Origin of the sequence: Hydrocarboniclastica marina (assembly GCF_004851605.1) — a bacterium.
In the GTDB taxonomy this organism is placed as follows: domain Bacteria; phylum Pseudomonadota; class Gammaproteobacteria; order Pseudomonadales; family Oleiphilaceae; genus Hydrocarboniclastica; species Hydrocarboniclastica marina.
This window is the reverse complement of record NZ_CP031093.1, coordinates 602,905-619,206: the sequence shown is the minus strand read 5'-3', so window position 1 is coordinate 619,206 and position 16,302 is coordinate 602,905. Positions and strand designations below refer to the sequence as shown.

At 55.9% G+C, this 16,302-nt stretch carries 12 protein-coding genes; all 12 read right to left on the bottom strand.

The genetic code is table 11. The features are described from left to right. Positions 1-4 precede the first annotated feature (4 nt). A complete protein-coding gene (gene rpsS / locus soil367_RS02815; RefSeq protein ID WP_136546690.1) occupies positions 5-280 on the bottom strand; it encodes a 30S ribosomal protein S19 in 276 nt (91 codons plus the stop codon). 22 nt (positions 281-302) lie between these two features. Further along, positions 303-1,130, bottom strand: a complete 828-nt coding sequence (gene rplB, locus soil367_RS02810) for a 50S ribosomal protein L2 (RefSeq protein ID WP_136546688.1) — start codon at positions 1,128-1,130, stop codon at positions 303-305. 17 nt (positions 1,131-1,147) lie between these two features. Next, on the bottom strand, positions 1,148-1,441 hold the full coding sequence (rplW, locus tag soil367_RS02805) for a 50S ribosomal protein L23 (RefSeq protein WP_136546686.1): 294 nt from the start codon (positions 1,439-1,441) through the stop codon (positions 1,148-1,150). Continuing rightward, positions 1,438-2,043 (bottom strand): 50S ribosomal protein L4, encoded by a 606-nt coding sequence (gene rplD, locus soil367_RS02800; RefSeq protein WP_136546684.1) that lies wholly within the window; start codon positions 2,041-2,043, stop codon positions 1,438-1,440. The genes rplW and rplD overlap by 4 nt, the downstream gene beginning before the upstream one ends. Positions 2,044-2,054: 11 nt before the next feature. After that, entirely contained in the window at positions 2,055-2,693 is a 639-nt protein-coding gene (rplC, locus tag soil367_RS02795; RefSeq protein WP_136546682.1) for a 50S ribosomal protein L3, read from the bottom strand. 82 nt (positions 2,694-2,775) lie between these two features. Next, a complete protein-coding gene (gene rpsJ / locus soil367_RS02790; RefSeq protein ID WP_136546680.1) occupies positions 2,776-3,087 on the bottom strand; it encodes a 30S ribosomal protein S10 in 312 nt (103 codons plus the stop codon). 186 nt (positions 3,088-3,273) lie between these two features. Beyond that, positions 3,274-4,467, bottom strand: coding sequence for an elongation factor Tu (tuf, locus tag soil367_RS02785; protein ID WP_136546657.1), 1,194 nt, complete (start codon positions 4,465-4,467; stop codon positions 3,274-3,276). A 34-nt stretch (positions 4,468-4,501) separates the two neighbouring features. After that, positions 4,502-6,604, bottom strand: coding sequence for an elongation factor G (gene fusA / locus soil367_RS02780; RefSeq protein WP_136546678.1), 2,103 nt, complete (start codon positions 6,602-6,604; stop codon positions 4,502-4,504). A gap of 18 nt (positions 6,605-6,622) precedes the next feature. Further along, the gene (gene rpsG, locus soil367_RS02775; RefSeq protein ID WP_136546676.1) at positions 6,623-7,093 is read right to left on the bottom strand and encodes a 30S ribosomal protein S7; all 471 of its coding nucleotides are present in this window, start codon (positions 7,091-7,093) and stop codon (positions 6,623-6,625) included. A 122-nt stretch (positions 7,094-7,215) separates the two neighbouring features. Continuing rightward, positions 7,216-7,590, bottom strand: a complete 375-nt coding sequence (gene rpsL, locus soil367_RS02770; RefSeq protein ID WP_004580739.1) for a 30S ribosomal protein S12 — start codon at positions 7,588-7,590, stop codon at positions 7,216-7,218. 140 nt (positions 7,591-7,730) lie between these two features. Beyond that, complete coding sequence (gene rpoC, locus soil367_RS02765; RefSeq protein ID WP_136546674.1) at positions 7,731-11,945, bottom strand: DNA-directed RNA polymerase subunit beta'; 4,215 nt, start codon at positions 11,943-11,945, stop codon at positions 7,731-7,733. A 76-nt stretch (positions 11,946-12,021) separates the two neighbouring features. Continuing rightward, a complete protein-coding gene (rpoB, locus tag soil367_RS02760) occupies positions 12,022-16,095 on the bottom strand; it encodes a DNA-directed RNA polymerase subunit beta (protein WP_136546672.1) in 4,074 nt (1,357 codons plus the stop codon). Positions 16,096-16,302 lie beyond the last annotated feature (207 nt).

Below are 16,302 nucleotides of genomic sequence, written 5' to 3'. Positions count from 1 at the left end.
AGAATCAGCGTTTCGCTTTCTTGTCTGCAGAATGACCCCGATAGGTCCTCGTTGCTGCAAACTCGCCCAGTTTGTGACCGACCATGTCTTCGGTAATAAGCACGGGTACGTGCTGACGACCGTTGTGAACTGCAATGGTCAAGCCTACCATCTCTGGAAAAACCGTTGACCGTCGCGACCAGGTCTTAATGGGGCGACGATTGCTGGCTTCCAGAGCTGCTTCGACTTTCTTCAACAGATGCAGGTCTATGAATGGACCTTTCTTTAAAGAACGTGGCACAGCATCTTCCTCTAAAATTCAATTACTTGGCCGAACGACGACGCAGGATCATTTTATCCGTACGCTTGTTCTTTCGAGTCTTATGCCCTTTGGTCGGAACACCCCAAGGAGTAACAGGGTGACGCCCGCCAGAGGTACGCCCTTCACCACCACCGTGCGGATGGTCAACTGGGTTCATAGCCACACCACGAACGGTTGGACGCTTTCCGCGCCAACGTGATGCACCTGCCTTACCAAGCTGCTGCAGACTGTGCTCACTGTTGGAAACTTCTCCCAGCGTGGCACGGCACTCTGACAACACCTTGCGCATTTCACCTGACCGCAACCGCAGGGTTGCGTAGGAACCTTCACGGGCCACTAGCTGTGCGGATGCACCAGCGCTGCGGACCATTTGGGCGCCTTTGCCAGGCTTCAGCTCGACGCAGTGAACAATTGAACCGACAGGAATGTTGCGCAACGGCAACGTACTGCCCACTTTAATCGGCGCGTCGATACCGGAACGCACAGGGTCACCTGCCGTCATGCCTTTGGGAGCGATGATATAGCGGCGCTCTCCGTCAGCGTATTTGACAAGCGCAATGTGCGCGGACCGATTCGGATCGTATTCCAGACGCTCAACAACTGCTGGAATACCGTCTTTGTTGCGTTTGAAGTCAATCAAACGATAGTGCTGCTTGTGGCCACCACCAATGTGACGCGTAGTGATACGGCCAGCATTGTTGCGCCCACCAGACTTATTCTGCTTCTCAACCAACGGCGCGTGCGGTTGCCCCTTGTGAAGATCGTGGGTAACGATCTTTACGGCGTGGCGGCGTCCGGGTGACGTTGGCTTGGTTTTCATGATCGACATTTTACGACCCCTTTACCTTATTCCACATCCTGAAAGTCAATGTCCTGACCTTCAGCCAGACGCACGTATGCCTTCCGCAGCCCACTGCGCTTGCCCATACCGCGCATGGTCCGCTTCAGCTTGCCTTTACGGTTAGCCACCCGGACAGCCTCAACTTTCACGTCGAACAACTGCTCCACTGCTTTTTTGATTTCGGGCTTGGTAGCATCTGACGCGACGCGAAAAACAACGCTGCCATTTTCTGAAGCCATGGTGGCTTTCTCAGAGATGTGCGGCCCCAACAGAACCTTATAGATACGTTCCTGATTCATCCCAGCATCTCCTCAATCTTTTTCAGCGCCGGCACGGTTACGACAACTTTTTCGTAGCCCACCAGGCTGACCGGATCCACACCCGCCACATCACGAACATCGATGTAGGGAATGTTGCGTGAAGCCAGATGAAGATTTTGCTCGACCGCATCGGACACTATGAGCGCATTGCTCAGTCCGAGCTCGTTCAGCTTGCCAAGGAACGCCTTGGTTTTGGGCGTATCAACAACCAACTCATCAAGCACAACCAGGCGATCCTGGCGAACCAGCTCAGAAAAGATCGACCGCAGTGCGGCGCGATACATTTTCCGGTTTACTTTCTGGCTGTGATCCTGCGGCCGGGCCGCAAACGTCACGCCACCGCTACGCCACAGCGGGCTGCGGATAGTGCCGGCACGGGCGCGACCAGTACCTTTCTGGCGCCATGGCTTCTTTCCGCCACCGCTAACTTCCGAGCGGGTCTTCTGGGCACGTGTACCCTGACGCGCCCCAGCGAGGTAAGCGGTAACTACCTGATGAACCAAGGGCTCGTTGAATTCTCTGGCAAAGGTCTCATCTGAGACAGAAATACCTTTGCCGCTTCCTGTAATCGTCAATTCCATCACGACACCCCTTAGGCTTTGACTGCGGGCTTGATGATCAGATCGCCGCCTGTAGCGCCAGGGACAGCGCCCCGGACCAGCAACAGGTTGCGCTCGGCGTCAACACGCACCACTTCCAGGCTTTGAACAGTCACCTGCTCGTTGCCCATCTGGCCCGCCATTTTCTTGCCTTTAAATACGCGACCTGGAGTCTGGTTCTGACCAATCGAACCCGGTGCACGGTGGGAAAGAGAGTTGCCGTGGGTGGCATCCTGCATGGCGAAGTTCCAGCGCTTAACACCGCCCTGAAAACCTTTACCCTTGGAGCGCCCGGAGACGTCAACCATCTGGCCGGCCTCGAAAACAGAAACAGTGACTTCACCGCCTGCCTTGAACTCTTCGCCTTCGCTTTCGCCCAGACGGAATTCCCAGAGACCACGCCCCGCCTCAACACCCGCTTTAGCGAAATGTCCGGCGCTGGCTTTAGTGACGCGAGAGGAACGACGGGAACCTACGGTGACCTGAATGGCACGATAGCCGTCTTGTTCTTGACTTTTGACCTGCGTTATACGGTTTGGGTCGACTTCGATAACCGTGACGGGAATGGCTTGACCGTCATCAGCGTATACGCGAGTCATCCCGGCCTTGCGGCCGACAATACCAATTGCCATTTTGCACCTCTTAGTGTACGGGGCTTCAACCCTCTATGGCCTACTACAGTTACACTCCGAGAGGTCTCAACGCCGAGGCGTTTTAACCCAAGCTGATTTGAACGTCCACACCGGCCGCCAAATCGAGCTTCATCAGAGCGTCGACAGTTTTTTCAGTAGGCTCAATAATGTCTAACATCCGCTTGTGAGTGCGGATCTCATACTGATCACGCGCGTCTTTGTTGACGTGCGGGGAGGTCAGTATGGTGAACCGTTCTTTCCGCGTCGGGAGAGGGATCGGGCCACGCACCTGGGCACCAGTCCGCTTCGCCGTATCGACGATTTCCTGCGTTGACTGATCGATCAGGCGGTAGTCGAACGCCTTCAGCCGAATTCTGATCTTTTGGCTTTGCATGTTGCACCAAACTCCGCTTGTAGCAGCTAGCGAAAGGCCTAGCCGACCCCAATAAAAAAGGAGCCGCATTGTATGCATAATGCCCAGTCAAGTCAACACGCGCCGAAGCGCGCCACAACATGACCGAGCGGAACAAAAAAGGGGCTGCCAGGCAGCCCCTTTTTCAGGGTCCGGGGACCCTGGGTATTACTCGACGATTTTCGTAACGACGCCTGCACCTACGGTGCGGCCACCTTCACGAATCGCAAAGCGGAGACCGTCTTCCATCGCGATCGGCGCGATCAGAGTGGTTACCAGCTTCACGTTATCGCCCGGCATGACCATTTCCACCCCTTCCGGCAGCTCGCAAGCGCCAGTGACGTCAGTGGTACGGAAATAGAACTGCGGACGGTAACCTTTGAAGAACGGCGTGTGACGACCGCCCTCTTCTTTGCTCAACACGTAAACTTCACACTCGAACTTGGTGTGCGGCGTAATGGTGCCGGGCTTGGCCAGTACCTGACCACGCTCAACATCGTCACGCTTGGTGCCACGCAGCAGTACGCCGACGTTCTCACCCGCACGACCTTCGTCCAGCAGCTTACGGAACATCTCAACACCGGTACATACCGTCTTGACGGTATCCTTGATACCGACGATCTCAACTTCGTTACCGACGTTGATGATGCCGCGCTCGATACGACCGGTCACCACAGTACCGCGACCAGAGATAGAGAACACGTCCTCGATCGGCATCAGGAACGGCTGATCAACCGCACGCTCCGGCTCCGGAATGTAGCTGTCCAGCGCTTCGATCAGCTTGGAGACCGCAGTGGTACCCATGCCATTGTCGTCTTTGCCTTCCAGCGCCATCAGCGCAGAACCGGTAATGATCGGCGTGTCGTCGCCCGGGAAGTCATACTGGCTCAGCAGCTCACGCACTTCCATCTCAACCAGCTCAAGCAGCTCTTCGTCATCGACCATGTCCGCTTTGTTCAGGAACACAACAATGTACGGTACGCCGACCTGACGAGACAGCAGGATGTGCTCACGCGTCTGCGGCATGGGGCCGTCAGCTGCGGAGACCACCAGGATCGCGCCGTCCATCTGCGCCGCACCCGTGATCATGTTCTTCACATAGTCAGCGTGGCCGGGACAGTCAACGTGCGCGTAGTGGCGCTTCTCGGAATCATACTCAACGTGGGAAGTCGCGATCGTGATACCACGCGCACGCTCTTCCGGCGCATTGTCGATCTGGTCGAATGCCCGCGCCTCACCACCAAACACCTCTGAGCTTACGCGCGTCAGTGCTGCGGTCAGTGTCGTCTTGCCATGGTCAACGTGACCGATGGTCCCAACGTTGATGTGGAGCTTCTTACGTTCAAACTTTGCCTTGGACACGGTTATACCTCTCCGGCTGTCTTAATTGTGAAAATTAACCTTTCTTGATGATGGCTTCTGCGATATTCGCAGGCGCCTCAGAGTACTTGCAGAATTCCATTGCATAGGAGGCACGACCCTGCGTGCTGGAGCGCAGGTCAGTCGCATAGCCAAACATCTCGGACAACGGGACTTCCGCCCGTACGATCTTGCCGGAGACACTCTCATCCATGCCCAGGATAATACCGCGACGCCGGTTAAGGTCGCCTACCACGTCGCCCATGTAGTCCTCGGGCGTGATCACTTCAACCTTCATCATCGGCTCGAGCAACGCAGGACTAGCTTCCAGCGCGCCTTTCTTCATTGCCATGGAACCAGCAATCTTGAAGGCCATCTCGTTGGAGTCGACATCATGGAAAGAGCCGTCATAAAGAGTTGCTCTTACACCAAGCAGCGGATACCCGGCAATACAGCCGTTCTGCATCTGCTCTGCAACACCCTGCTGAACCGCAGGAATGTATTCTTTAGGGACAACACCACCCACGATCTTGTTCACAAACTCGAACGTTGGCTGATCATCACCCATTTCCATCGGTTCCAGCTTGAGCCAGACGTGACCGTACTGACCACGACCACCCGACTGGCGAACGAACTTGCCTTCGACGTTGACAGCCTTGCGGATGCACTCGCGGTAAGCTACCTGCGGCTTACCAATATTCGCCTCCACCTTGAACTCGCGACGCATACGGTCAACGATGATATCCAGGTGGAGCTCGCCCATACCAGAAATGATGGTCTGGCCGGACTCTTCGTCAGTGCGCACACGGAAAGAGGGATCTTCCTGGGCCAGCTTGCCCAGAGCAACGCCCATTTTTTCCTGATCGGCCTTGGACTTCGGCTCAACTGCGACCGAGATCACCGGCTCAGGGAATTCCATCCGCTCTAGCACAATACGGTCGTTTTCGTCGCACAGGGTGTCACCGGTGGTCACGTTTTTAAGACCGATCGCAGCCGCAATGTCCCCTGCCCAGACTTCTTTGATTTCGTGACGGTCCTTGGCATGCATCTGAACCATACGACCAACGCGCTCTTTCTTCTCTTTAACAGAGTTCCAGACCGCCATACCAGATTCGAGTTTACCGGAGTAAACCCTGAAGAACGTCAACGTACCGACGAATGGGTCGGTAGCAATCTTGAAGGCCAGGGCCGAGAACGGCGCATCATCATCCGCCGGACGTGTTGCTTCCGTTTCGCCGTCTTCGAGCAGACCGCGGATCGCCTTGACTTCATCGGGCGCCGGCAGGAACTCGATGACGCAGTCCAGCATGGCCTGGACGCCCTTGTTTTTGAAGGCTGAGCCGCAGAGAGACAGCACAATCTCATTGGACAAGGTGCGTAGACGCAGCCCTTTTTTGACCTCTTCCAGCGACAGTTCGCCGCCTTCGAGATACTTGTCCATCAACTCTTCATTGGCTTCAGCAGCAGCCTCAACAAGATGCTCGCGCCACTTCTCGCACTCTTCCTTCATGTCGTCAGGAATAGCCTTCTCTTCGTAGGTCATCCCCTGATCGGCTTCGTTCCAGTAAATCGCCTTCATCCGCAAAAGGTCGATGACGCCCTGGAAGTTGTCTTCAGAACCAATCGGCAACTGGATCGGCACAGGCGTCGCGCCCAGGCGATTCCTGATCTGCTCGACCACCCGCAGGAAGTCAGCACCAGCACGGTCCATTTTGTTTACGAACACGATGCGCGGCACTTCATACTTGTTAGCCTGGCGCCAAACGGTCTCGGACTGCGGCTCAACACCGGATGTTCCGCAGAAAACAACGACCGCGCCGTCGAGCACACGCAACGAACGCTCTACTTCGATCGTGAAATCTACGTGCCCCGGCGTATCGATGATATTGATCCGGTGCTCGTCGTACTGCTTATCCATGCCGCTCCAGAAACAGGTGGTGGCAGCAGAGGTAATGGTGATGCCCCGCTCCTGCTCCTGCTCCATCCAGTCCATGGTCGCGGCGCCGTCGTGTACCTCACCGATCTTATGGGAAATACCGGTGTAGAAAAGAACGCGTTCGGTGGTTGTGGTTTTACCCGCGTCCACGTGAGCGCATATACCGATATTCCGGTAGCGTTTAATAGGTGTCTTACGTGCCACTTTAAATTACCTCGGCAATTAGAAACGATAATGAGAGAAGGCTTTGTTGGCTTCCGCCATACGGTGCACGTCTTCACGCTTCTTAACCGCGGCGCCTTTGCTGTCGGCGGCATCCAGAATCTCGCCAGCCAGACGCTGGGCCATGGACTTCTCGCCACGCTTGCGCGAGTACTCGACAAGCCAGCGCATTGCCAAAGCATTCTGGCGGGCAGGACGGACTTCTACGGGCACCTGGTAAGTCGCGCCACCAACACGGCGAGACTTTACCTCCACCATCGGCTGGATATTTTCCAGCGCTTTCTCAAACATTTCGATGGGTTGGTCTTTCGATTTATCTTCTACAATCTGCAAAGCGCCATAAACGATTCGCTCAGCAACAGCTTTCTTGCCGCTTTCCATCACATGGTTGATGAACTTGGCCAGGCGGGCACTTCCGAACTTGGGATCCGGGATAATTTCCCGTTTCGCTGCAACTCTTCTTCTAGGCATTGATAAGTCCTCAAACGTGAACAAAAGGTCTTCAGGTTAATCCGAGACCGCCGACCCTGAAGGGTCCGAGCTACTCGGCCTTACTCTTACCGCCCTGAAAAACGATAAAAGGACCCGGTTATTTAAGACTTGGGACGCTTGGTACCGTATTTGGAGCGACCCTGCTTCCGGTTCTGTACGCCCTGGGTATCCAGAGTTCCTCGGACGGTGTGATAACGCACACCTGGCAAATCCTTTACCCGGCCGCCACGAATCAGGACGACACTGTGTTCCTGAAGGTTGTGACCTTCGCCGCCAATGTACGACGACACTTCATAGCCGTTAGTCAGCCGGACACGGCACACTTTCCGCAATGCCGAGTTCGGCTTCTTCGGGGTGGTCGTATAGACTCGAGTGCAAACGCCGCGACGCTGGGGACAGCTCTGCAGCGCAGGAACGTCGCTCTTCGCGACCTTGCGTTTACGAGGCTTACGCACCAATTGGTTAATGGTTGCCATGTAAGCAAAACTCCACGTTTGAACAATGAAAATAGCCCCCACAGGATAAATCTACCCGGTAGAGATAAAATTGGGGGACGCAAGTGTAAGCTTGCATCCCCCATGCGTCAAGATGACTGGCGAGGTTTTGAACAGCCCGACTATTTGTTCAGTTCGGCGCTCAATGCCTCTACCACGTCTTCAGCACTCACGCTGTGGCTCTCTTCTGCCAGAGAGCGCTTGCGTCGACGCTCTTTGTGGTAGGCGAGACCCGTCCCTGCCGGGATGAGTCGGCCAACCACTACGTTTTCTTTCAGACCGCGCAGGTAGTCGCGCTTGCCGGTAACAGCACCTTCGGTCAGAACACGAGTTGTCTCCTGGAAGGACGCAGCCGAGATGAACGACTCCGTAGCCAACGATGCCTTGGTGATACCAAGCAGCAGCCTTTCCGCTCGCGCAGGCTCTTTATCTTCCGCAACCGCACGCTCATTCGCTTCAACGAAGTGCGAGTACTCCACCTGATCGCCCGTCAGCAACTGCGTCTCTCCGGGAGAAACAATCTCAGCCTTGCGCAGCATCTGCCGCACAATAACCTCAATATGTTTGTCGTTTATGACAACGCCCTGCAAGCGGTATACGTCTTGAATCTCGTTGGTGATGTACTTGGTCAACTCACCGACGCCGAGCAGACGCAGAATGTCATGCGGATTGGACGGCCCGTCAGAGATTACCTCCCCACGCTCAACAGTCTCACCCTCGAACACGTTCATCTGACGCCACTTCGGAATCAACAACTCGTAGGGATCGCCATCGCGTGGCGTGATGACCAGGCGCTTTTTACCCTTGGTTTCCTTGCCAAAGCTGATGGTGCCGGTGATCTCCGCCAGAATTGCGGGCTCTTTAGGACGCCGTGCCTCGAACAAATCCGCGACCCGTGGCAAACCACCGGTGATATCCCGCGTTTTAGAGCTTTCCTGCGGAATCCGCGCGATAACGTCACCGAGCTCCAGATTGTCACCATTGCGCAGTGTTACCAGCGCGTTGGGCGGCAGGAAGAACTGGGCAGGGACACCGCCCGGCAGCAACAATTCTTCGCCTTTTTCGCCCACAACTTGAATCATGGGGCGAATGTCTTTGCCAGCCGCAGGACGATCTTTCGGATCAATCACTTCGATCGTAGACAGCCCAGTCAGCTCGTCAGTCTGGGTTTTGACGGTAATCCCTTCGTCCAGGCCTACGTAGCGAATCTTACCCGCAGCCTCGGCGACAATCGGGTGGGTGTGGGGATCCCACTTCGCCACCGTACCGCCAGCCTCGACCATGTCGCCGTTCTTGACACTAAGGACTGCACCGTAGGGCAGCTTGTACCACTCGCGCTCGCGTCCGTGATCATCCGCGACTGCAAGGGCGGAGGACCGTGACACTACCACGAGGGAGCCGTCGGTCTTCTCGATCGATTTCATGTTATGCAGACGGACCTTACCACCGTGCTTAACCTGAATATTGTCGACCGCAGACGACCGGCTTGCCGCGCCGCCAATGTGGAACGTACGCATGGTCAACTGTGTGCCGGGCTCACCGATCGACTGGGCGGCGATGACACCGACCGCTTCGCCAACATTGACGAGGTGACCGCGCGCAAGGTCTCGACCGTAGCAGCTGGAGCAGACACCGTGCTTGGAGCGACAGGCAATTGCTGAGCGCACCCAGATTTCATCAACCCCTTCCCGCTCAATGTGCTCAACCAGCTTCTCATCAAGCAAGGTGCCGGCTGTAACAACGGCGTTTTCCTTGTCGCCCGGCGTAAAGACGTCCCGTGCAGCAACCCGACCCAGAACGCGGTCGCCAAGCGGCACAACGACATCCCCACCTTCGATCATGGGGGTCATGAGCAGGCCTTCGTCAGTCCCACAGTCGACCTCAGTCACTACCAGATCCTGCGAGACGTCAACCAGACGCCGCGTCAGGTAACCGGAGTTAGCGGTTTTCAGTGCGGTATCAGCAAGACCTTTCCGCGCACCGTGAGTGGAGATGAAGTACTGGAGTACGTTCAGGCCTTCCCGGAAGTTCGCAGTGATCGGCGTCTCGATGATAGAACCGTCCGGCTTCGCCATCAGACCACGCATACCCGCCAGCTGGCGGATCTGGGCAGCAGAACCCCGGGCGCCGGAGTCAGCCATCATGTAAACCGAGTTGAACGACTCTTCCATTACAAAGTCGCCGTTCTCGTCTTTCAGTGGTTCGCCGTCATCTCCGAAAACATTCTGCTTACTGAGACGATCCATCATGGCCTTGGACACTTTGTCGTTGGCTCGGGACCAGATATCGATAACCTTGTTGTACTTCTCGCCCTGGGTCAGGAGACCTGATGAGAACTGGCTTTCGATTTCCAGAACCTCGTCTTCAGCAGCGTCGATCAGGCCGTACTTCTCGTCGGGAATTTCGAAGTCGTTTACGCCGATCGAACAACCCGAAACCGTTGCATAATGGAAGCCGGTGTACATCAGCTGATCGGCAAAAATAACCGTCTCTTTGAGACCCACGCTGCGGTAACAGGCGTTGATCAGCTTGGAGATCGCCTTCTTGACCAGTGGCTGGTTGGCCAGCTCGAACGGCATGCCATCGGGCATGATGTCGAACATGAGCGCCCGACCTACTGTAGTGTCCTGCAGGCTGGTGGTCGTCGTTGCATTGCGGTCTTCGTCGTAGGCAACCTCGGTAATCCGGACCTTGATCTGGGCCTGCAGGTCTACCGCACCGGAACCGTAGGCCCGGCTGACTTCCTTGGTATCCGCGAAAATCATGCCCTCGCCCTTGGCTTTCTTCCGGGACCGGGTCATGTAATACAAACCAAGAACCACATCCTGGGACGGCACGATGATCGGGTCGCCGTTAGCCGGTGAAAGGATGTTATTGGTCGACATCATCAGCGCACGCGCTTCAAGCTGGGCCTCGATCGTGAGCGGCAGGTGCACCGCCATCTGATCGCCGTCGAAGTCGGCATTGTATGCAGCACACACCAGCGGGTGCAGCTGGATCGCCTTACCTTCAATCAGCACTGGCTCGAACGCCTGGATACCCAAACGGTGCAAGGTAGGCGCGCGGTTGAGCATGACCGGATGTTCCCGGATAACCTCGTCGAGAATATCCCAAACCACAGCTTCTTCGCGCTCGACCATCTTCTTGGCCGCTTTGATCGTCGTCGCGAGCCCACGCAATTCGAGCTTGGAGAAAATGAACGGCTTGAACAATTCAAGGGCCATTTTCTTCGGCAAACCGCACTGGTGCAGGCGGAGGTACGGCCCTACAACGATGACCGATCGACCGGAATAATCGACGCGCTTACCCAACAGATTCTGGCGGAAACGGCCCTGCTTGCCCTTGATCATGTCGGCCAGCGACTTCAGCGGGCGCTTGTTTGATCCGGTAATGGCACGACCACGGCGACCGTTGTCCAGCAGCGCATCAACCGACTCCTGCAGCATCCGCTTCTCGTTGCGCACGATGATATCGGGCGCGTTGAGCTCAAGCAGACGCTTCAGTCGATTGTTCCGGTTGATCACCCTACGATAGAGATCGTTAAGATCAGACGTCGCGAAACGGCCGCCGTCCAGCGGCACCAGCGGACGAAGATCCGGCGGCAACACGGGAAGAACAGTCATGACCATCCAGCCCGGTTTGTTACCGGAATGCAGGAAGGCTTCCATCAGCTTCAGACGCTTCGAGATCTTTTTGATCTTGGTCTCAGACGAGGTTTGCGGCAATTCTTCACGCAAACGCTCCACTTCAGCCTCAAGATCAATATCGGACAGCAGCGTCTGCACGGCTTCGGCACCCATGCGGGCGTCGAACTCGTCTCCGAACTCTTCAAGCGCCTCGTAATACTGCTCGTCGTTCAGCAGTTGACCCTTTTCGAGCGTTGTCATGCCCGGTTCGAGGACAATGAACGACTCGAAGTAAAGCACCCGCTCGATGTCCCGCAGCGTCATATCCAGCAACAGACCGATACGCGAAGGCAAGGACTTCAGGAACCATATGTGGCACACAGGGCTGGCCAGCTCAATATGGCCCATGCGCTCGCGGCGAACGCTGGCGAGAGCGACTTCAACGCCGCACTTCTCGCAGATGACACCGCGATGCTTAAGACGCTTGTACTTTCCGCAGAGGCACTCGTAATCCTTAACCGGGCCGAAAATCTTGGCGCAGAACAAACCGTCGCGCTCTGGCTTGAACGTACGGTAGTTAATCGTCTCGGGCTTTTTCACTTCGCCGAACGACCAGGACCGGATCATTTCCGGCGACGCCAGTCCAATGCGAATCGCATCAAACTCTTTGCTTTGGTTCTGGCTTTTGAGCAGGTTCAGTAAATCTTTCATCAGTAACAGCTCCGGATGGCTTGATCTCCGGCGGGCACCAGCAGTGCCCGCTCATGCTGCCAAATAACTTTTCGGCTTATTCCGTTTCGAGCTCGATGTCGATGCCCAGGGAACGGATTTCTTTGACCAGCACGTTAAAGGACTCCGGCATACCCGGTTCCATACGGTGGTCGCCATCGACAATGTTTTTGTACATCTTGGTTCGGCCGTTAACGTCGTCCGACTTGACGGTAAGCATTTCCTGCAGCGTGTACGCCGCACCGTAGGCCTCGAGCGCCCACACTTCCATCTCACCAAAGCGCTGACCCCCGAACTGCGCCTTACCACCCAGCGGTTGCTGAGTGACCAAGCTGTAGGAGCCGGTCGAACGAGCGTGCATCTTGTCATCCACGAGGTGGTTGAGCTTGAGCATATACATGTAGCCAACCGTGACCGGCCGGTCGAATTTATCGCCGGTGCGACCATCATAGAGGGTTGTCTGCCCGCTAGTGTCCATGTCCGCCAACGCCAGCATCTGTTTGATCTCGTGTTCCTTGGCACCGTCGAATACGGCGGTTGCCATGGGGACACCTTCGCGCAGATTATCGGCTAGAGCCAGGATCTCCTGATCATTCAGACTGTCCAGATCCACATGCGGGGTTTCCGTCCCGTTATAGATCTCGTTGAGCAGACTACGGATCTCGCTCACCTTCTTCTGGGCTTCCAGCATGCCGTTGATCTTCCGACCCAGCCCTTTCGCTGCAGCACCAAGGTGCGTCTCCAGTACCTGCCCGACGTTCATCCGCGAGGGCACACCCAGGGGATTCAGAACGATATCCACAGGCTCGCCAGACTCGTCATACGGCATATCTTCAACAGGCATGATCGCCGAAATGACACCCTTGTTACCGTGCCGGCCGGCCATCTTGTCACCAGACTGGATGCGGCGCTTGACTGCAAGGTAGACCTTAACGATTTTCAGGACCCCTGGCGCCAGATCGTCACCCTGCTGGATCTTGCGTTTCTTGTCCTCGAACCGCTCTTCATGCTCTTTACGACGAGCAATAAGCCCCTCTTCAGACTTTTCGATAAGCTCGTTGAGGGCATCATCGCTCATACGGATCTTGAACCAGTCGTCACGGCCAAGACCGGCGAAAGAGTCATCCGTAAGCTTGTCGCCCTTCTTCATGCCGGGCGCGCTAATGACAGCCTGGTCCCGGAGCGCATTACGCAGCCGCTCGAAAGTGGCCCCTTCGACAATTCGGTACTCGTCCTTCAGGTCCTTACGATACTCATCAAGCTGCTCTTTCTCGATCGAAAGCGCGCGCTGATCTTTCTCGATACCGTCGCGGGTAAACACCTGAACGTCTATCACGGTACCCCGGGTACCACTGGGAACCCGCAACGACGTATCCTTCACGTCGGACGCCTTCTCACCGAAGATCGCCCTCAGGAGTTTTTCTTCCGGTGTCAGCTGGGTTTCACCCTTCGGTGTCACCTTGCCGACCATGATGTCACCAGGCCCTACCTCTGCCCCGATATAGACAATCCCGGACTCATCAAGCTTGGACAGAGCACTCTCGCCGACGTTCGGAATGTCAGCAGTGACCTCTTCTGAACCCAGCTTGGTGTCCCGCGCCACACAGGTCAGTTCCTGGATGTGGATGGTAGTCAGCCGATCCTCCTGCACAACCCGCTCCGAGATCAGGATGGAATCCTCGAAGTTGTAACCATTCCAGGGCATGAACGCTATGCGCATATTCTGGCCCAGGGCCAGTTCGCCCAGATCGACAGACGGGCCGTCGGCCAGAACGTCACCCCGAGCAATGACATCGCCACGCTTCACGATCGACTTCTGGTTGATACAGGTGTTCTGGTTAGAGCGTGTGTATTTGGTCAGGTTGTAGATATCGACACCGGCGTCACCGGCTTCAGTTTCATCTGCACTGACGCGCACCACGATGCGTGACGCATCGACGCTTTCAATTTCACCGCCACGACGCGCGATCACACATACACCGGAGTCCTGGGCGACGATCCGCTCCATACCAGTACCAACCAGTGGCTTTTCAGCACGCAGTGTGGGCACGGCCTGACGCTGCATGTTCGAGCCCATCAAGGCACGGTTGGCGTCATCATGTTCCAGGAATGGAATCATGGCCGCAGCGACCGACACAACCTGACGCGGTGAAACGTCCTTGAAGTTGACCTTCTCGGGTGGTGTGACCGTGAATTCGTTCTGATGGCGAACGGTTACCAGCTCATCGGTAAGCTTGCCATTCTCGTCGACCGCCGCACTTGCCTGAGCAATGATGTAGTTGCTTTCTTCAATGGCAGACAAATACTGAATGTCATCGGTAACTACGCCATCAACCACCTTTCGATACGGGCTCTCAAGGAAACCGTAGTTATTGGTGCGTGCATAGGTCGCCAGAGAATTGATCAGGCCGATGTTCGGCCCTTCCGGCGTTTCGATCGGACAGACACGACCGTAATGGGTTGGATGAACATCTCGCACTTCAAAGCCAGCCCGCTCACGGGTCAGACCGCCCGGGCCCAAAGCTGATACACGACGCTTGTGAGTAACCTCAGACAGCGGGTTATTCTGGTCCATGAACTGGGACAGCTGGCTGGAACCGAAGAACTCTTTTACCGCCGCGCCTACGGGCTTGGCGTTAATGAGATCCTGCGGCATGAGGCCTTCACTTTCGGCCAGGCTCAGGCGCTCGCGAACCGCGCGCTCTACCCGTACCAGACCCACACGGAACTGGTTCTCAGCCATTTCGCCAACGGAGCGGATACGACGGTTACCGAGGTTATCGATATCGTCAACATTACCTTTGCCGTTGCGAATGTTGATCAGGGTACGGAGCACATCAATGATGTCGCCGTTTTCGAGAACGCTACGGCCTTCGGTCTCTTCACGACCCAGACGGCGATTGAGCTTCATCCGTCCCACTGCAGAGAGGTCATACCGCTCTTCTGAGAAAAACAGGTTGTTGAACAGGTTCTCAGCAGACTCCTTGGTTGGCGGTTCGCCAGGGCGCATCATCCGGTAGATCTCTACCAGCGCTTCAAGGGGATTGCGAGTGGGGTCGATACGCAGGGTATCTGACATAAACGGCCCACAGTCGAGATCATTGGTGTAGAGCGTTTCCAGATCGGTAACGCCGGCCTCCACGATCTTGTCGTAGACTTCTTCTGTCAGCTCCGTATTGCACTCAACAAGTAGTTCGCCCGTCTTGGTGTCGACGATGTCCTTCGCTGTAACGCGGCCATAGAGATATTCCTTGGGAACGTCAAGCGTGGTAATGCCGGCCTTCTCAAGCTGACGAATGTGGCGTGCAGTAACGCGACGGCCTTCCTCGACGATAATCTCACCGCCGGCATCTTTGATGTCGAACGTCGCGATGTCACCACGCAGACGGCTTGGCACCAGTTCCAACTCGGCAGTCTCCGCTCCCAGCTTGAACTTACTGGTGTCGAAGAACATTTCCAGCATCTGCTCAGACGTAAAGCCGAGAGCCCGCAGAAGAATACTGGCGGGAAGCTTCCGACGGCGGTCAATCCGGACGAATACGCAATCCTTGGGGTCAAACTCGAAGTCAAGCCACGAGCCCCGATAGGGGATGATTCGGGCGGAGTACAGCAGTTTGCCGGACGAGTGCGTCTTGCCCTTATCGTGATCGAAAAAGACGCCAGGCGAACGATGCAGCTGGGAAACAATAACGCGCTCGGTACCGTTTACGACGAAGGTACCGTTTTCAGTCATCAGGGGCATTTCGCCCATGTAGACTTCCTGCTCCTTGATATCTTTGATCGCTTTGTTTGACGATTCCTTGTCATAAATGATCAAACGAACCTTCACGCGCAGAGGCGCCGCGTACGTGACACCGCGCAACTGACACTCTTTGACGTCAAAGGCCGGCTCGCCCAGGCGATAGCTCACGTACTCGAGCGCAGCATTGCCGGAGTAACTCGCAATCGGAAATACGGATTTGAATGCCGCATGCAAACCGGTCTCCTGCCGGCTTTCAGCGGAGGCCTCCAACTGCAGGAAGTCCCGATAGGAATCCAGCTGGATGGCCAGCAAATAAGGGACATCCATGACAGACGGCAGCTTGCCGAAGTCTTTCCGGATACGTTTTTTTTCGGTGTAGGAGTAAGTCATCTGCATTCCCCAGCTTTGGACCTTATAACTGGTGTTGAGACGGACAAGCCGTCTCTTGGGCTGAATTGCTCAGCCGCCTGCGCGGTCTCGGTTGAAGACCAGGGTGTTTAGCCCAAGGCGTCTAGCAGGCTGTTGAAAAACCACGGTAGATACCATCGACATCGTTCTGCGTAGAAAGTTCGACGCTTTTCGACAACCCATTAGCAC